12 protein-coding genes and 1 riboswitch are annotated in these 17,583 nt (G+C 42.2%); of the genes, 6 read left to right on the plus strand and 6 right to left on the minus strand.

The features are described from left to right. Positions 1 to 10: 10 nt before the first annotated feature. Together KSO91_RS05905 and KSO91_RS05910 are read right to left on the minus strand one after the other, a co-directional pair. Positions 11 to 3,103 (minus strand): multidrug efflux RND transporter permease subunit, encoded by a 3,093-nt coding sequence (locus KSO91_RS05905; protein ID WP_238742026.1) that lies wholly within the window; start codon positions 3,101 to 3,103, stop codon positions 11 to 13. Beyond that, the gene (locus tag KSO91_RS05910) at positions 3,104 to 4,150 is read right to left on the minus strand and encodes an efflux RND transporter periplasmic adaptor subunit (protein WP_275113919.1); all 1,047 of its coding nucleotides are present in this window, start codon (positions 4,148 to 4,150) and stop codon (positions 3,104 to 3,106) included. 249 nt (positions 4,151 to 4,399) lie between these two features. Between KSO91_RS05910 and msrA the strand changes: the two genes are divergently transcribed. Beyond that, positions 4,400 to 4,945 (plus strand): peptide-methionine (S)-S-oxide reductase MsrA, encoded by a 546-nt coding sequence (gene msrA, locus KSO91_RS05915; protein WP_238742027.1) that lies wholly within the window; start codon positions 4,400 to 4,402, stop codon positions 4,943 to 4,945. Between the two features lie 86 nt (positions 4,946 to 5,031). Beyond that, a riboswitch (purine riboswitch) is annotated at positions 5,032 to 5,131 on the plus strand. Positions 5,132 to 5,210: 79 nt separating this feature from the next. Continuing rightward, the gene (locus tag KSO91_RS05920) at positions 5,211 to 6,215 is read left to right on the plus strand and encodes an adenosine deaminase (protein ID WP_238742028.1); all 1,005 of its coding nucleotides are present in this window, start codon (positions 5,211 to 5,213) and stop codon (positions 6,213 to 6,215) included. Between the two features lie 97 nt (positions 6,216 to 6,312). Here the strand turns inward: KSO91_RS05920 and KSO91_RS05925 are convergent, their stop codons facing one another. Next, positions 6,313 to 6,807 carry a MarR family winged helix-turn-helix transcriptional regulator gene (locus tag KSO91_RS05925; protein ID WP_238742029.1) on the minus strand — a complete coding sequence of 165 codons (495 nt, stop codon included), beginning with the start codon at positions 6,805 to 6,807 and terminating at the stop codon, positions 6,313 to 6,315. Between the two features lie 118 nt (positions 6,808 to 6,925). Between KSO91_RS05925 and KSO91_RS05930 the strand changes: the two genes are divergently transcribed. Beyond that, positions 6,926 to 7,852 carry a DMT family transporter gene (locus KSO91_RS05930; protein WP_238742030.1) on the plus strand — a complete coding sequence of 309 codons (927 nt, stop codon included), beginning with the start codon at positions 6,926 to 6,928 and terminating at the stop codon, positions 7,850 to 7,852. Positions 7,853 to 8,287: 435 nt separating this feature from the next. On the opposite strand, the gene KSO91_RS05935 is transcribed toward KSO91_RS05930, so the two are convergent. Next, positions 8,288 to 10,081, minus strand: a complete 1,794-nt coding sequence (locus KSO91_RS05935) for an ABC transporter ATP-binding protein (RefSeq protein WP_238742031.1) — start codon at positions 10,079 to 10,081, stop codon at positions 8,288 to 8,290. Between the two features lie 314 nt (positions 10,082 to 10,395). On the opposite strand from KSO91_RS05935, the gene KSO91_RS05940 reads away from it, so the two are divergent. Next, the gene (locus KSO91_RS05940) at positions 10,396 to 10,803 is read left to right on the plus strand and encodes a hypothetical protein (protein WP_238742032.1); all 408 of its coding nucleotides are present in this window, start codon (positions 10,396 to 10,398) and stop codon (positions 10,801 to 10,803) included. Positions 10,804 to 10,817: 14 nt separating this feature from the next. Here KSO91_RS05940 and KSO91_RS05945 read toward each other — a convergent pair whose 3' ends face one another. Then, complete coding sequence (locus KSO91_RS05945; RefSeq protein WP_238742033.1) at positions 10,818 to 13,940, minus strand: DUF2339 domain-containing protein; 3,123 nt, start codon at positions 13,938 to 13,940, stop codon at positions 10,818 to 10,820. 139 nt (positions 13,941 to 14,079) lie between these two features. After that, positions 14,080 to 15,282 (minus strand): multidrug effflux MFS transporter, encoded by a 1,203-nt coding sequence (locus tag KSO91_RS05950; RefSeq protein WP_238742034.1) that lies wholly within the window; start codon positions 15,280 to 15,282, stop codon positions 14,080 to 14,082. 119 nt (positions 15,283 to 15,401) lie between these two features. Here KSO91_RS05950 and KSO91_RS05955 point away from each other — a divergent pair, with 119 nt between their 5' ends. Together KSO91_RS05955 and KSO91_RS05960 are read left to right on the plus strand one after the other, a co-directional pair. Further along, positions 15,402 to 16,370, plus strand: coding sequence for a LysR substrate-binding domain-containing protein (locus KSO91_RS05955; protein WP_238742035.1), 969 nt, complete (start codon positions 15,402 to 15,404; stop codon positions 16,368 to 16,370). Between the two features lie 315 nt (positions 16,371 to 16,685). After that, on the plus strand, positions 16,686 to 17,312 hold the full coding sequence (locus KSO91_RS05960) for an ANTAR domain-containing response regulator (RefSeq protein WP_238742036.1): 627 nt from the start codon (positions 16,686 to 16,688) through the stop codon (positions 17,310 to 17,312). Positions 17,313 to 17,583: the final 271 nt, after the last annotated feature.

Here is a 17,583-nt window from a genome sequence, read left to right on the forward strand (position 1 = left end):
TTTGCGGTGATTAACTGTGCTTATCGAGTTCCTGCAGCAATTGTGCCTCAACAAAACCGGGAGAATGCGTTTTCCCCGAAAGCAACCGGTACATAGCAGGAATCACTAACAGCGTTACTAATGTCGCAAACCCCATTCCAAAGAAGACCACCGTCCCCACCGCGATACGGCTTTCAGATCCCGCGCCGCTGGATAGAATTAGCGGAACAGCACCTGCTAAGGTAGTCAATGCAGTCATTAAAATAGGCCGCAGCCTTCTGATAGAAGCGTCTACAATCGCCTGTTCCAAGACAATACCGCGATCGCGTAGCTGATTGGCAAACTCCACGATTAAGATACCATTTTTTGTCACCATGCCGATTAGCATGATCATTCCTATCTGGCTGTAAATATTGAGTCCCTGCTGCATAAGATAAAGCCCTAAAAATCCACCTAGGACCCCCATCGGCACAGTAAACATAACCACCAGTGGGTTAATAAAGCTTTCAAACTGTGCAGCCAGTACCAAATAAGCCACTAACAATGCCAAGGCAAACACAATCAAGACACTGCTTTGATTCTCTTTATAATCTTTCGACTCCCCTCCATAACTTACAGAAATATCTCCCGGCAGTAATGTAATCGCTTGATTATCTAAGAAATCAAGCACCTCACCTAATGTATACCCGGCGGCAATACTGCCACTTAAGGTGATCGATTTCTGTTTATTATTATGTGAAAGTCGGTTCGCCGAGGCGACTTCTTCGATATGGGTGATCGTATCCAGTGTTATCAGCTGACCGGTTTGCGAGCGCATATAAATCTGACTGAGATCAGAGACATTATTAAAATTTCGCTCATCACCGCGCAGGTAAACATCATACTCCTCCCCCCTGTCAATATACGTTGTGGCACGGCGACCACCGAGCATTATCTCTAATGTCGTAGAGACCTCTGTTACGCTAATCCCGAGTTCCGCTGCGCGCGCTTTATCGATGCTGACCAGCAACTCTGGTGTTTTTTCAGAGTAATCGAGATCACCGCTCAGCAAGAAACCACCAGCTTCGGCTTTCTGCTGTAATAACTGCGCCCATTTTTGCAGTTCACTATAATCAGATCCCCCCAGTACAAACTGCACCGGATCGCTGGATCCCCCCCTAAAACCGGGCATCATTGGTCGTACCATCACATCAGGAATATCTTTTAACGCGGTAGAAATAATCTTTAAGGCTTGCTGCGCGTTCACCGAGCGCTTATTCCAATCTTCTAGCACCATAATCACAAAACCAGTTTGATCGCCTGCATTACCGCCAAAAGCAGGTGCTTGGGTACTAAAAGATTTAATGACTCCCTGTCCAAGCAGAGGCAAAATACGCTCTTCAACGATATCCATATTGGCACTCATACGATTATAACTAGTGCCTTCAGCGCCTTTAATAAAGGCAAACAGCACGCCACGATCTTCCTGTGGTGCAAATTGTGAAGGCACCTGCTGCATCAGTAGAAAGCTCAAACCGATACAAGCTAAAATAATTAAGGGGGCAAGTAGGCGAAATTTCATTGATCGCATCAGCAAACAGCGATAAAAACACTCTAAGCGAACAAATAAAGAATCTGTTAGCTGATTAAAGCGCGTTTTTTTTGCATTATTTGTTAATATTTTACTGGCCAGCACTGGCGTAAGCGTTAAGGCTATTAGCGAAGAGAAAATAACAGACATCGCCAACAGCACTGAAAACTCCGTGAATAACAACCCCACCATGCCATCCATAAATGAGATAGGTAAAAAGACCATGACTAACACCAGTGTCGTCGCAACCACCGCAAAGCCGACTTCGCGAGCCCCTTTATAAGCAGCTACCAGCGGCGTTTCGCCGCGTTCAATATGGTGAAATATATTTTCCACCACAACAATCGCATCATCGACCACTAAGCCGATCGATAAAATCAGTGCCATCAGGGTGATTAAATTAATTGAAAAGCCGAAATAGTAAGCGGCGATAAAAGATGAGATCAATGAAACGGGAACCGTGATGGCCGGAATTAAGGTCGCGCGAGCCTGACCGATAAAGAAATAGAGCACCAGAATAACCAACCCGGCAGTAATAAACAGGGTATTGTAAACTTCTTTAATCGATTGTTCGATAAAGACCGTCGAGTCATAGTCCACGGTTAAGTGTGCACCATCAGGCAGAAACTTCTGCATGTTATCAACCTCTTTACGCATCGCATCGGCCACTTCAAGAGGATTGGCATCGGATTGGGGAATAATCCCTAAACTGATATTCACCACACCATCACTTTTAAAGGAGGAACTTTCATTTTCAGCCCCCACATAAACCTGAGCAACATCTTTTAAATAGATAAGGGAGCCATCACTCGCCGTGCGCACCACTAAGTAGTCAAAATCTTGCGGCTGGGAATAGAGACGCGCAGTGCGCACCGACATCACAGTCGTATCGTTGCGTACTTCACCAGCGGGATTTTCAACATTTTCTGCTTTTAACGCCGTAACAATGTCGCTACTGGTCACGCCCCTGCCCGCCATCTGATCGGGGAAAAGTTTTACATACATCACTTTGTATAATCCACCGGATATATCCACTGAACTCACCCCCGAAACTAAACTAAACCGGTCCAGTAAAACGCGCTGCGCGTAATCGGTTAGCTGCGTACGATCCATCTTTGATGAATTTAAATTGATATACAGTGACGCTTCACCTGAACCATTATTTTTAGCCACGATAGGATCGTCAGCCTGATCCGGTAATGAGGTCTGCGCTTTAGCCACTGCATCACGCACATCGCTCACCCCTGCGGTGAGATTCCAACCTAAATTAAAGGTCACCGTGATACGCGACATACCATTGCGTGTAACGGAGGTTATCTCATCAATGCCGCTAATACCTGTGATCTGATCTTCTAATACCGAGGTAACCTGACTTTCCATGATGACGGCAGCGGCTCCTTCATAACGGGTCATCACCGTGACAACTGGACTTTCAACGTCGGGCATCTCCCTGACTGCCAGCTTATTAAAAGCAACCCCACCAAAAACACAAAGCAGTAAGCTTAGAACGATAGCCACAACCGGCCGTTTAACCGCAGTATCCGAAAGCCACATTTAGTTGTGCTCCTTTGCCGCATCGCCCTGAGTAGCAAGATCTTTAACTTTTAAGCCATCCTTCATATTGATCAACCCTTGCACTACTACTTTATCGCCGACATTTACCCCCTTTTCAATCACCACTTGATCCTCAATACGTGCGCCTAAAATCACTTCACGCCGTGCGGTTATTCCCGCCTCGTTAACAAGATAAACAAAACGTTTACTGCCGGAATACTCTAACGCTTGTACTGGTATAATGGGCTCATTAAGTGCAGGAAAAGCAATAACTGCGGCCATCATCATTCCCGGCTTTAGTCTATTTTGCGGATTATCAAATTTAATACGGACGCGTAGATTTAAGGTTTCTGGGTTAATTCTAGAATCGATTGCCACCGCTTGCCCAGTAAAAACAACCTCGGGCCAAGCATTACTTTTAGCTGTAACGGGCATACCGATTAATAACTGTGAGAGATAACGCTCAGGCACCTGCAGATCCAACTGCATAGTAGAGAGGTCATCTAAGGTTAACAGCTCAGTACCACTGCTGACCATTTTACCTAGGCTGAAGTCGATCAAACCGACATAGCCTGAAAACGGCGCACGTAAATGATGGTCTTCCACAACCGCGGTCGCAGCCATTAATCTAGCCAGTGCAATATTGACCGATGCAGACTGTGCATCGAGCTGCGTTTTAGTGATCGCATTCTTTTTAACTAACGTAACATACTCTTTTAATTTACGCTGCTCATCGGAGAGATAAGCCGTGGCCTCCAATAATGCGGCTTGCGCTTTAGCATCATCGAGAGAGACAAGCAGCTCACCGCTTTTTACCTTCTGATTGGCAATCACATTGATATTATTCACCTTCCCCGTCACCTGCGAGGCAATACTGACAAACTGATGTGACTCTAACTTACCGATCAGTGACAAGGTTTGCGAGAGCTGGTGATACTGTACGGTATCCGTGTAAACGGCCACAATGCGATCCTTGGCAACGCTAATAGAAGGCAGTAGCGAGGATGTCAGCGTAAAAAATACCAGCAGAAAAATTTGCTTACTCATTATTTTATTCCCAATGTTATACTAAATTTAGATGTTCAATTTCTGACCAGTAAAAAAACAGCAGCAACCCGTCACTTTCATGGGCGGTAGAATATCTTAAACAGTTAAATCACTTTTAGTGTAAGTATTATGAACCTTAATTGTGTACGAATAATGGAGAACTGATAAGGCGTAGTAAATAAAAATACTAAAAAACAGCCTGTTGGAACTATTGAATGCAATAAATTTAAATTTTTAATGAGGTATAAAATGACAATTTCCACAGCGACCTTTGCAGGCGGATGTTTTTGGTGCCTAGAAGCAGCATTTAACTCTTTAAACGGCGTAAAAAATGCTCTTTCCGGTTATACAGGCGGGTTCACTGACGCGCCCTCTTATGAGGATATATGCACTGGGACGAGCGGCCATGCAGAAGCAGTGCAAATCGAATTTGACGATCAACAGATAAGTTATCAAGCACTACTGAATCTGTTTTTTAGCCTCCATAATCCGACCCAACTTAACCGCCAAGGTCATGATATTGGTAGCCAATACCGCTCTGCTATTTTTTATCACAATCAACAACAAAAAAAACAAGCCGAAGATTTTATTGAGCAGCTTACAGATGCAAAGGTTTATAGCGATACCATTAAGACGACCCTAGATAATTTAACGGTTTTTTATCCTGCGGAGGATTATCATCAAGGCTATTATGTTAAAAATCCAGCACAAGGCTACTGCGCCATGGTGATAACCCCCAAAATGATTAAATTTAAAGAGCAATATCAAGCGCAGTTAAAATCATCTGTAAGCTAATCTTTCAAGGATGGACTTGTAAAACGCACTGCGTTAATATCAAACTTAAGTTTATTAAGGGTAATACCTGTTATACCAATTAGATTGAGTATTAATAAGCTTGCCTTCGTATAACCCCAATAATATGGATTGGGGGTCTCTACCAGGAGCCATTAATTCCTGATTACGAAGAGTTTAGTACGTTAGTGCTTTTCTCTTTGTCGCTATTATTCTTTATCCACAAGAAAAGTACTTAGTAAAATTTTTATTTATTAAGAGCTGAATCATGAAAAAATTTATTCGTTGTCTGCCCAAAGTCGAACTACATGTCCATATCGAAGGCACCCTTGAACCTGAACTTATGTTTAAACTGGCCAAACGTAACCATATCACACTCCCTTTTAACTCTTTTGCAGAGGTCCGAGAAGCTTATAATTTTAATAATCTGCAATCTTTTCTAGATATCTATTACCAAGGCGCCAATGTACTTATCCATGAGCAGGATTTTTTTGATCTCACATGGGCCTATTTACAGCGCTGCCAAGCAGATAATGTCCTGCATACGGAACTATTTTTTGATCCGCAAACTCACACACAGCGCGGCATTGCATTTGCGACGGTGGTTAATGGAATTGATCGAGCACTGAAAAAAGGCGTGACTGAGCTCGGCATCAGCAGCAAGCTGATCCTGTGCTTTTTACGCCATTTAGATGAAACCGCTGCATTTGCCACTCTGGCACAAGCACAAACTGAGAAAGACAAGATCTTCGCTATCGGCCTGGATTCCAGCGAATTGGGCCACCCACCAGAAAAATTTACAGGTGTTTTTACAGAAGCGATTAAGCAAGGATTTTTAACCGTGGCGCACGCAGGAGAAGAAGGACCTGCAAGCAATATAAGCGATGCCTTAGACCTATTGCAGATAAGCCGCATTGATCACGGCGTACGTTGCACAGACGATCCCGCTCTGCTAGCAAAACTGGTCACACAACGCATTCCGCTAACCGTCTGTCCACTTTCTAATATTAAACTCAAAGTATTTGCGCAGATGGCAGACCACAATATAGTGGTACTCCTGCGCAAAGGACTTTGTGTCACCATAAACTCTGACGATCCCGCCTATTTTGGCGGTTATATGAGCGATAATTTTTTAGCCGTCAGTGAAGCACACCCAATGAGTAAAGCTGAACTTACACAATTTACCTTTAACGCCATCGAAGCCAGTTTTATTGCTGACGACGAAAAAATGCGTCTTAATCGCCTTACCCAGCAGTATTTAGAGCACAACTAAAAATAAACGCTCTTGACTACCGGCAACGGAAACCGGTAGTCATCAACAAAGTGAGACAGAATGAGTTACTGCCGTCATAACATATTTAATGCCGCGGCTATAAATCATTCGATTCAAATGGTATCAACCAAGTTTTTAGGATCTCATTTAGCAGCGCCTTTTGTTGCGTATTAAATGAACACAGCAGTTCATGCTGCATAGCCACATGCGCTTCGATCGCACTGTCAATCAATTCCCTTCCTGAACCAGTTAATGAAACCGTGACACTACGCTTATCCAGTTGACTCAGTTTTCGACTAATTAATGCTTTACATTCAAGTTTATCAAGTCGGTTAGTCATGGCGCCAGAGGTTAACATCATGGCATTAATCAATTCAGAGGGCGTTAAGCCCGCATCGGGAGTCGCTCGTCTCAGTGTGGCCAAGACATCAAACTCACCTAATGTTAATCCAAAGCTTTTATGGCATTGTGCTATTTTTATTTGCAAATATTTACTTAAGCGTAATAAACGCCCTATTAATGCCATGGGCTGGGTATCCAGATGCGGTTTTTCAATCTGCCATTGCTCAACTACCCGATCTAATTTATCCAAAACGGTTACTTCCTTATTTTAATCTCTCTTTTAAATTATCTTAACATAAAGATACTTTACAAAAAGCGAGAATGCGCGCAGAATATTTGTCTTTACGTAAAGATATATAGCGAATGAAATGAATATAGTATTAGCCATGTTAGCAGCATTTTTATGGGGAACCACTTACGCGGTCACTCAGTATAGCCTCGCCGGCTGGCCACCTTTATTACTCGGCGCACTACGCGCGTTGCCTGCAGGTTTATTATTATTCGCGATAAAGCCTAATAAGCCTAAACGTCGTGACTGGGCGATGTTATTGCGTTTAGGCGGCATTAATATTGCGTTATTTTTTAGTTTGCTCTTTGTCATGGCACAAACATTACCTTCTGCCATATCGGGTGTGGGGATGATTTCAGTACCTGTCTTTGCAATGTTATTTCACTGGATATTTAACAAAAAATCGCCCTCACGCATACAAGTTTTTTCTGGGGCATTATTGATATTTTGTGCTGGGTTATTGTTTGATCCTCGCCAACTTGAACTAAGTACAATAGGTATGCTGGCGATGCTAACAGCAATTAGCTGCATTGTGCTGGGCAGCAATATTATTAAAGCATTGACCAATAGAGTTCATTGGTGGACTATTTTATGCTGGCAACTAATTTTAGGAGGTCTCTTACTAGCCATCGTGTCAATATTTCAAGCTTTGGTTTCCCCTGCTCAATATATAACTGTCTGGAACAATTTGAGTCTTTTAAACGGCTTCGGCCTGATCTGGCTAATTATATTAAATACTGCATTGGCCTATTCTTTATATGTGTGGTTATTAGGACGAATGACAGTCGTTGAGTTTACCTTTGCGGGCATCAGTAACCCGATAGCAGGGGTAATAATGGGGTTATTATTAGTGAATGAGTCTTTTAGCGTTTATCAGTATTCGCTGATGGCTTGCATGTTATTAGCTTCCTTATTACCGCCCTTATTAGGCCGATACTTCAACAAAAGAGCGATCTTACAAAGCCCCTCAAAAGTATCTCAAACTAAGTACTCACTGAAAAGTTAGCTGGTATTTTGAGGTGGAGTGAATTGTGTAGTAGTCGTGCTTTTCAGTTTTTATGTAAAATGCCTGTAAAATCAACTAAATCTTTATCGCTGACCTGATAAGCTTTAGCAAATCCCTGCAAAAACAACCTGTTATTAGGTTTGGGTGTAGTTCCTTTGAATCGACGCTAGTCCCTTGCAATTAGTTGGATAATCGCTATTTCATGTTATAAAAACGCGAATTTTTGTAATGATATGCACTCCATTAATGGGACAATTAATACTTTCCGCTCCAAAACGCAAAATAAGGGGCGTGGACTTTAGTCCACCCAATAAAGAATTAAAGTAAGCGGACTGAAGTCCGCGCCCCAAAAAATAAGCCTGTGCCAGCATGGTTGCGCAATTTTTTCTGTGCGTTTATTCAACACATTCCGTCGATTCAAAAGAACTACACCCATTAGGTTTGAACTGTGCCATAGAGAGTCTGATATAAACCGTCCTTTTCGACTAATTCACTGTGTCTGCCGGACTGACTTATTTGACCATCCTCAAGTACATAAATAATATCGGCCTGTTTTACAGCAGATAGGCGGTGAGCAACAATCAATGTCGTTCGCCCGGATAAAAAACTATTAAGCGCACTATGCAGTGCACTTTCGGTGGCAGTATCGAGCGCCGAAGTCGCTTCATCTAAAATAACAAATTTAGGATCAGTTAATACCATACGCGCAATGGCAACGCGCTGACGCTGTCCGCCAGAAAGACGGATCCCTTGACGGCCAAGCTGAGTATCTAATCCATCACTGAGTTGCGCCATTACATCATCAAGCTGTGCAACCTGCAGTGCTTGCCATAACTGCGCATCCGTATAATCCACACCTAAAGAGAGGTTATGACGTAAAGTATCGTTAAATAATACCGGTTGCTGCAACACCACTGAAATATTGTCACGAATGATATCAAAACCAATATCACTGCTTTTTTCACCATTAAATAAAATATCCCCGTTGCTTGGCTGATAAACCCCAATCAACAATTGAATCAGGGTCGATTTTCCACCGCCGCTGGCACCCACTAACGCAATTTTTTGACCGGCTGGAATAGTTAGAGACAAATCGTTTAATACCCGATTTTCATTATCGTAAGCAAAATTCAGATGACGAATAATGACCTCTGCTGGCTGGCCATTAATAAAGGGGTTCACTTTACTTGGCAGGCGCAATTCTTCTTCGAGTTGCAGCAACGAATTAACACGTTTCATCGCAGCCGAAGCGCTGTACCAAGAAAATTGAATACTTAACAATTCCTGCACCGGCGATAACATAAACCACAAATAACCGAAAACCGCAAAGATCTCTCCGATGCTTAAGTCGCTAAATAGCACCATTAACATCGCCGTCGCACGAAATAGCTCAAATCCCAACAGGAATAATAAAAAAGAGCTACGACTAGCGGCTTCACTTTGCCAAGCATATTTGTCTGCACTGCTGCGAATATCATCCGCATCTGTTTTAAGCGCCTTTAAAAAATCTTTTTCTCGGTTAGAAGCACGCAGCTGATAAATACCATCTAAAATTTCAATTAAGCGGTTTTGAAACTTTTCAAAGGCTTGATTCTCTTTTGTCTTTAGGGTTTTTACCCGTGCGCCTAACTTACGTGAAAAGTAGATCACAAAAGGGTTAACTAAGACAATAAACAGCCCTAAGTAAAGATCTATCCATAATAAAATAGCCGCCGTGCCGGCAACGGTTAATAAACTCACAATAAAGCGACTTAAGGTACTACCGATAAATTTATCAATGGTTTCGATATCGGTCACTATATGCGAATTGATCCCACCACTGCCTCGGGTTTCATATTCGCGAATACTGATCCGCCCTAATTTATCGATCATGCGCTGACGGATAGTGCAGGTAATAGTCTTAGAAACCAGCGTAAATTGACGACTTTGCAGGATATTGAGCAACTGACTGAGGGTGCGCATGACAATCACGCAGAGAAAAATGACAATGATATAGTTAGCCGGCTGCTGCACTGATAGTGGTAAAAAATGGTTAATGAAATCAACACCACCCGCTGGCTTATTAAGCAGGATTTCATCCACCATTAGCGGCATCAATAGTGGAATAGGCACACTCATAGCAGTCGCGACAAGGGCAATAATATTCGCCCAGATCAGTCGTTTTTTATGCACTTTGGCCTGCTCAACAAGCCACTGCCAGTTGATCGTTTCGCTATTAGCATCTTTCAATATGATAATGATTCCTATTATTGATTTATTGTCATTGTACTGATAAGATCTATCAATTGTAAGGCATTAAAGCTGTTGACGCCCGTAAGCAAATATTGACTGACTATTCACTTTTTTTAAAGTACCTTTTCTTTACCCCCCTATCGTCAGAGATAGTTATTTTTAACCGCTCTTACAAATAATACTAAACTTAACATAGGTAATGAGCGTAATTCTTCGTCTAATACGCTATTAAGCAAAAAATCGTATCCACAACTCATAGGTTATCGTATTTAACGTTTTGCAAATTATAGATAAAATAACGGAGGGATTTCATGTCACAAGTATTTACGCAAAAATTATTGGATGCAGGTTATGATCCTATTGCGTTAAAACAGCTATTGTCTGCAATTGATGCTGATAAACGCGCAATTAAATCCGCATTAAGCCAACTTTCGAGTGAGCCTGCTGAGAATATGGCGCGCGGACGAGAACGGCAAACACGCATCCGAAAAATGAAAGACAGGATCTCTTTCTTAACTGAGGAGCGGGAAATTGTAAGAGTCAGGCTTGGAGACATAAAAGCCAATAATAAAGGGCTTAATAAACTGCAACACTCAGCAAAAAACAGGGCAGAATTTCAGAGCGCGTTTATGCTGGCCGCTGAGCAGCTGTTAAGCGAAGAGCAATACTTGCAACTGGAAATAAAAGCCGCACAAATAATGCAAAGTCTACGCCCATAATGTCTCGAGATGCTTCATCTGGACGCCGCTAAGCGCTGCCGCGCCTTTTGGTAAAAGTAAGAAACACTTAACAATATTGAACCAATCATTATAAAAGCGATCACTTTTTGTACAGCTTCAAAGTTTGCCATATCAATCAATAAGACCTTAATGCAAGCAACGGCGAACACCCCCGCCGCAAGCTTGAAGCTTTGCCTATATTCAGGTCTTAAACTAATAAACATCAACCAGCTGGCATGGGTAACCAATAAAATAGCGCTAAGTGGCGCTGCAATAAGGTCTGTGAGCTGATAACTCCAAAGCAGGTAATTTAACGACAAGAAAATATGCCATCCCCAATGTAGCCGTGTTAACGACAACATTCTTCGGTGTAAACGGATCGCAGCACCGCGATGAATAATTAGTTTAGCCAAAATAGTCAACGTGCTCACTTCGCATAATATATACAGCAGACTTTGCGTATTTATCCCAAAGTGCCGTTGAGTGTGCATCAGTAAAGGAGCAATCGCACAAACAAATAGCAGAGCGTAAGCTGCTGCATAGCCAGCATGCAGTACCTTTGGCACCGGTCGACGACTAATAAGCAAAGCAAAATAACTACAAAGTACGCCGGCAACGACAGCCCAATTGGCTTGCCAGAAACTCATTGCAGTGTGCACCATTACGCCAATCAGCAGTGCAAAATAGAACGGCGCCAGCTGCCACTGCAACCTCAGAACAAGGCGAGATAGGATAGCCATCTGCAGATATCTATAGGCCAGTATAGCCATAAAGATAGCGCCCAGCATTAGTGCAACAAGCCCAGTCCAGATTTCTGCTAGGCAAGTAGCGGCAGTAAGAACAATCGCCACTAAGGTAAGAATTTTCCCTTGCACAATTAATGCCCGGTGGCGAACAAATCGCGCTAACGCTAGACTGATAAAACAGCTAATCCACACGGCTATACTGATATATCCAGTAAAATGGAGCAATACTTTGGGCAAGAAAAGAAGCGGCAGTACAATAAAACAAAGCAACTGCAAGTAATAGGCTAATTTAATTATTTTTGAGTCTGCAAAAGTGCGTTTATACCAGTAGTAGGCAGTTAACAGACTAACAAATAACTCGATTCGTGCTAATTGAGCATATAAAGGCTGCACGCTAAAACTGCCACTACCGACATCCGAAATAGCGAATGCGACAAGTACGCATAGTGGCAACATTAATAACCACGCGAGTAACTCTGTAAACTTTAATTTATCTTTTGCCGCAAGGTGCAAAAGCAACAAACTAAGCAAGGGAACACTATTAAGGTAATAGTCATAACTGACGAGAGAGCCAATAAAGAGTAAACACAGCACATAACTAACGCTTAATAACTCCTTAACGACCATCAATATTTTACATTCAGCAGCAATAAACCGCCTATTTTTTGTGTCGAGAAGCAGTTTACTGATCAATGCAGAAGCGATATAAAGCGCACCCGCAGAGAGTAATAAAGTGATTAAAGGTAAGCGGTATGGAGAAAAATCACTCAAAGAGTAACGACTCAATGGGAGCGTCTCAATTAAACCCCAAACATTCACGATAAGACCCGTTGCCAGTAAAAAATACGCTTCGCTACGCACCGATAGAGAGTGCTCCTTTACGCCTAACCAAAGCAGTAACAACCCTTCTAATAGCAATACTAGCCCCAAAAAATCGTCGCTGATAAGTTGCAGTGCGGCGAAACCTGCAAAGCTGCCAGCAAAGAGTAAACTAATAGCGCGCAACTGTTTCGAGCCTTTAAAAACAGTAAATAAAACAGCACAAATTAAACTGTTGGCCAACAGCAGCTCTCCGCTAAAGACGGTTAACTGATGACTGACCAGCAACACAAAAGCCAGCAGCGCAAAAGGAAGTGCAAGAACACGCTTGCTGAGTGCAACAGCTTTAATGTTGACATCACTCGGCGGTCGACTGAACAACGAATCTCGTTGTTCCTGATAAAGCCAAACGATACCCGTTAAAGCATACAGATAAAAAATAGCATTCACTGAGAGAACGGCAACCACTTCTTGCCACACAGATAGCGTTAAAGGCTCGCCTAAATAAAGTGTAAAAAATTCGATGCAAGCAATATGCAATAAAGTGGTTATTTCCATTAAAACAGGCCATTTCAGCAGACGACTTTGCCATAAAGCACAACAACCAATAAGTAACAAATAAGGAATATAAAGCAATGGGGCCTGACTGGTAGAGAGCAACATGAGAGGGGCGAGGGAGCCGCCAACTAAGGTGACAATAGAGACGACTTTGGTCTCAAGTTGCAACGAAATAGCAAACCCCAATAGCGTGATCAACAGTAATAAACTGAAACTCACAGCGGTTGGCAGCAACTCAAAATAAGGCCCGATAAAATAGGCACTGAGATAGTTAAGGATAATCCCCAGCCCGAGCAGTCCGGAGGCAAAGTCTTCCATTCCTGAGCGTTTCTTATACATAACAATAGCGCCAATAAGAATGGCATTAGCGCAGGCAAAGGAAAATAACGCTTTTGCAAGTTCAGAAAACCAGTTATTAATAGAGTACTGTAACAAATAGCCAAAACCCAGCGTTAGGGTAATGATGCCCGCCACTGTCATCAAAAAAACAGGACCAAGCCCTTTCGCTTGATAGTGCTGATAAAAAGACTTTATCTGTGCACTCATTCCGGCCAATGGCGCAAATATACTGTCAGAAAATTCAGCAAAAAGGTCTCTTAATAGTCCAACCGGTTGGCTAAGTTTTTTTACGTTTTTTTCTATTAAGGCGGTTTTTTGTTGCCTAGTAGCACTGGATTTTTTTATTGAAAGTGGTGTTTTCTGTGTGATCGGTTCACTTTGCAACGATGGGTCAACTGTTATGCAATCGTGTTGTATTGAGTGTTCGCTATTAAGCTCGCTTATGTCAATTTGTTGAGATTGCAAATATTGGCGATCATATTTGGTCGCTCGGTGCGCATTAACAATTTCCTTGTCTGCAACAGAAGAAAAAGAGCGATCTATCTGACTGAGTTGATCCAATTTAGCACTAAAAAGATCCAGCCGCGTTTCTATACTTTGCTGCTGCTGACCTTGTACTGATCGCAGCTCTGCCAGCTCAACTTTAAGCTTTGATAGTTCATCCTTTAACTGCATAACTTCACACCGAATCAATAAGTTAATAATCGATGACAGTGTACTTGCCAATTTAATTTGGCGCTACAATTTTTATTTTTTACTGACGTTTTTGTTACTTAACGTGAAAATAGTGCGCGGCTTTATAAAAGAACTGTTTTTACAACTTTAACTGCTCTAAATGCAAGTGATTAAAGCGTGGCATAAGCATTATCGATAACAAAGCAATCGTTAAACAGCCCATCAGCACAATCACCGCGAAAGGAGCACTTAAATTGGTCTGCTGAATAACAGCAACGAGCAATGCGGCGCCACTCATCTGAATACAGCCAAGCATTGCTGAAGCCGTACCGGCGCGTTCGCCAAAGGCAGACAAAGCCATACTAGTGGCTGGCCCGAGCAATAATGCAAAGCCAATACAGAGCAGCATCATTGGTAACATAAAGGCAAATGCAGCAGGCAAACCAGTATTCGCTCCCCATTGCTGTGCAGCGAGCTGTAACAGCGCGGAAGCTAATAGAGAGGACAAAGCAATGATCACCGTCGGGCGATTACCAAAACGCTTAATCAGCAAAGGTGCACAGAAGCAAGCTGCAATATTAACTACTGCGTTCAAACCGAATAATGCACTGAAACCTAATTCAGAAACGCCCAAATGCCTTATTAGCCAGTCAGGTGCGTAGGAGACATAAGTTAAAATAGAGGCCATGCCAGCCATACAGATAAAAGCATAAAAGATAAAATGCGCATCCCGTAGAACAGGCTTGAAGCGCTGCCAATGATATAAACGTCCGCTACTATCAGTATTTTCTGGACGAGTTTCAGGAAGCCGATACAGCACTAACAGCAACACAAGCACGGCAAACAGTGCCATAAATACAAACGTGCTACGCCAACCAAACTGCAGAGCAAGCAATCCGCCTAATGTCGGAGCCAGTGCTGGGATCACACAAATAACACCATTCAGATAACTATAATAATGGGCGCTTTGCTGGCGGTTGAAACTATCACGCACTGCACTAAAGACCACAATAGAAGTTGCACAGGCGGCAATCCCCTGTAGGACACGTGCTATTTGTAATACTTCAAATTCCAACGCCATTGCGCCTAATAAGCTACTCAGGGTATATAACACAATACCTGAAATAGCTATCGGACGGCGGCCGAAACGATCCGCAAGTGGGCCTATTAATATCTGCCCTATCCCCATCGCAAATAAGAACAATACTAACGTTGTCTGCATTTCACTGGGTGATACATTAAATTCCGTCGCCATCATCGGCATAGAAGGTAAATAGACATCAATTGCAAGCGGGCTTAACACCACCATCGCCATCAGTATAGGTAATATATTTCGGCGCATTACGTTCCTCAATGTAAACAATGATAATTTTAGATTATCAAATAGCGGCAGTTTACGCGCCATAAGATATGAATCATAATGGTATAATTTACGAAGCCAATTTACTTTAAGGAATATCTATGAATCTTGATAAACTTGCCAGAGTTGATCTTAATCTATTAGTTATTTTACAGATATTACTTGAAGAAGAGAGCGTAACAAGAGCGGCCAATCGTCTCAACCTCAGCCAGTCAGCATTAAGTAAAAGCCTTAATCGACTGCGCGACATGCTCGATGATCCCCTGTTTTTACGCAGTGCACATGGGTTAAAGCCGACTCCTCATGCCTTACAATTAAAATTGCAGCTACCGGTGCTGCTACAGGGACTCTATCAGGTTACCCTACCTCCGGGATTTACGCCCGCGACCAGCCATCGCCACTTCTCTTTTACAATGGTCGAAGGCGCCTACGATACTTTATTGCCTTCCTATATTGGTCCTCTTCTGAGTCAGGCCCCTAATATTACTTTAGATACTTATGGGTGGACTGAAAAATCGATGCAAGGTTTGCAGCAAGGACAAATAGACTTGGGTATTACCGCACGGGATCTACACCCAGCATCCGATTATAGGCTTAACAACCTTCCCGACGGGATCACTCAGACCACACTATTGACCGATCGGCATATCTGTTTAGTACGCCAGCATCATCCCATTTTAGAAACTCTCCACAGCGAACCGTGGGATTTGCATAAATATCTGCAAATGTCACATGTACAAATTCGCTGTGAAGGTAACGACTGGTGGGCATTAGATTACCACTTAGCCGAGTCGGGTAAACATCGCAAAATAAGCACAACCCTGCCCGACTTTTACGGTGCCGTTAGTGCCTGTGCGCATAGCGATCTCATTGTCACTCTGCCGTCTAGTTTTGTCACACACGCACAAAAGCTTCATCCCTTAATACAGTTACCTTTACCAGTCGCATTTCCAGCGTTTGCCTATGTCCTACTATGGCACAAACGTAATAACGATGAACCCGGACATAAATGGATCCGGGATCACATCTGTAAAAGCGTCGCAAAAACAATGCTATCGAATCATAAATAGCAACAAGTTATGCCGTTATGGCAAACAAAGAAAAGCGCTTTATTCATCACTAACGATGCAAAAACTATTTTTCTTTTAGCAAACAACAAGTAAAAAATAAATCAAAAGAATTGCACTTTGAGAGTGCATCCATAGCCTTTATTTAACTTTTCTGGTGCATAGGAACGTCTTCAGAAATGCTTATTAGAACTCAAAAAAATACCTATCTAATTGATTTAAAATTAGTTCTATAAATTGGCACTTATTATGCTGACTTAAATTAATGTTAAAGGATTGTTACTAATAAAGGAATGCATTTCAAGAGGCTCAACAGCAATGAATACAATAAAAAATAATCAAGCAGAGCCACAAGGTAAAATACCGGTATTGCTGTTTGAAGATAGCATCAGCGCTCAATCCGACTTAAAGCAAACACTATCACAGCTTGATTATCAAATTCTCGAACAGATCAACGAGGCAGACAATTTATCAGCAAGACGTCAGCAAATTGATGCTGATATTTTAATCATTAAAATCCCTTTTCCAACGCCTAAAATATTAGAACAACTAAATACTATCAAGCAATTAGCCCCCTTGCCCGTTATTATTATTGCAGAGCAAGATAACGCATCTTCGATTCAAGAATCCCTTAAAGCAGGCGTTAGTGCATATGTGTTGAATGAAATTAAGCCTCGCCGACTAAAAAGTATTATCACTGCTGCTTGCGAGAATTTTAAAGAGCGGCACTCACCGCAGAGTGAACTTGAGCAAACAAAGACACAGCTTAAAAATCGTAAGCTGCTTGAGCGCGCGAAAAGATTCATCATGCAACAAAAGAAAATAAGTGAACAAGAGGCGCTTAACATGCTTACGAAAATGGCCATGAATAATGGCCATTCGCTGGCCCGTGCAGCTACAAATGTAGTTGAGGTTTGCCAGCTTTTAAAACAGCATCATATTTAAAATCAACAGCAATAGCGTTTATTTTAAAAGAGTTAATGCAGCGAATCAAAGAAAGTGGAGTCGCTATTGGACGTCCGCCAAAAAATAAAAGCTGATAAAACATCATCATTTACTATTCACTTTACTATTCACGCTCCATTTTATTTGGGTGTAGTTCCTTTGAATCGACGCTAGTCCCTTGCAATTAGTTGGATAATCGCTATTTCATGTTATAAAAACGCGAATTTTTGTAATGATATGCACTCCATTAATGGGACAATTAATACTTTCC

The organism is Psychromonas antarctica (genome assembly GCF_022267535.1).
Classification (GTDB): Bacteria; Pseudomonadota; Gammaproteobacteria; order Enterobacterales; family Psychromonadaceae; genus Psychromonas; species Psychromonas antarctica.

Bases quoted from the DNA above. Each gene is read 5' to 3' on its own strand.
- KSO91_RS05905 (WP_238742026.1), bottom strand. From the start codon at position 3,103: ATGTGGCTTTCGGATACTGCGGTTAAACGGCCGGTTGTGGCTATCGTT.
- KSO91_RS05910 (WP_275113919.1), bottom strand. From the start codon at position 4,150: ATGAGTAAGCAAATTTTTCTGCTGGTATTTTTTACGCTGACATCCTCG.
- msrA (WP_238742027.1), top strand. From the start codon at position 4,400: ATGACAATTTCCACAGCGACCTTTGCAGGCGGATGTTTTTGGTGCCTA.
- KSO91_RS05920 (WP_238742028.1), top strand. From the start codon at position 5,211: ATGAAAAAATTTATTCGTTGTCTGCCCAAAGTCGAACTACATGTCCAT.
- KSO91_RS05930 (WP_238742030.1), top strand. From the start codon at position 6,926: ATGAATATAGTATTAGCCATGTTAGCAGCATTTTTATGGGGAACCACT.
- KSO91_RS05940 (WP_238742032.1), top strand. From the start codon at position 10,396: ATGTCACAAGTATTTACGCAAAAATTATTGGATGCAGGTTATGATCCT.
- KSO91_RS05945 (WP_238742033.1), bottom strand. From the start codon at position 13,940: ATGCAGTTAAAGGATGAACTATCAAAGCTTAAAGTTGAGCTGGCAGAG.
- KSO91_RS05950 (WP_238742034.1), bottom strand. From the start codon at position 15,282: ATGCGCCGAAATATATTACCTATACTGATGGCGATGGTGGTGTTAAGC.
- KSO91_RS05955 (WP_238742035.1), top strand. From the start codon at position 15,402: ATGAATCTTGATAAACTTGCCAGAGTTGATCTTAATCTATTAGTTATT.
- KSO91_RS05960 (WP_238742036.1), top strand. From the start codon at position 16,686: ATGAATACAATAAAAAATAATCAAGCAGAGCCACAAGGTAAAATACCG.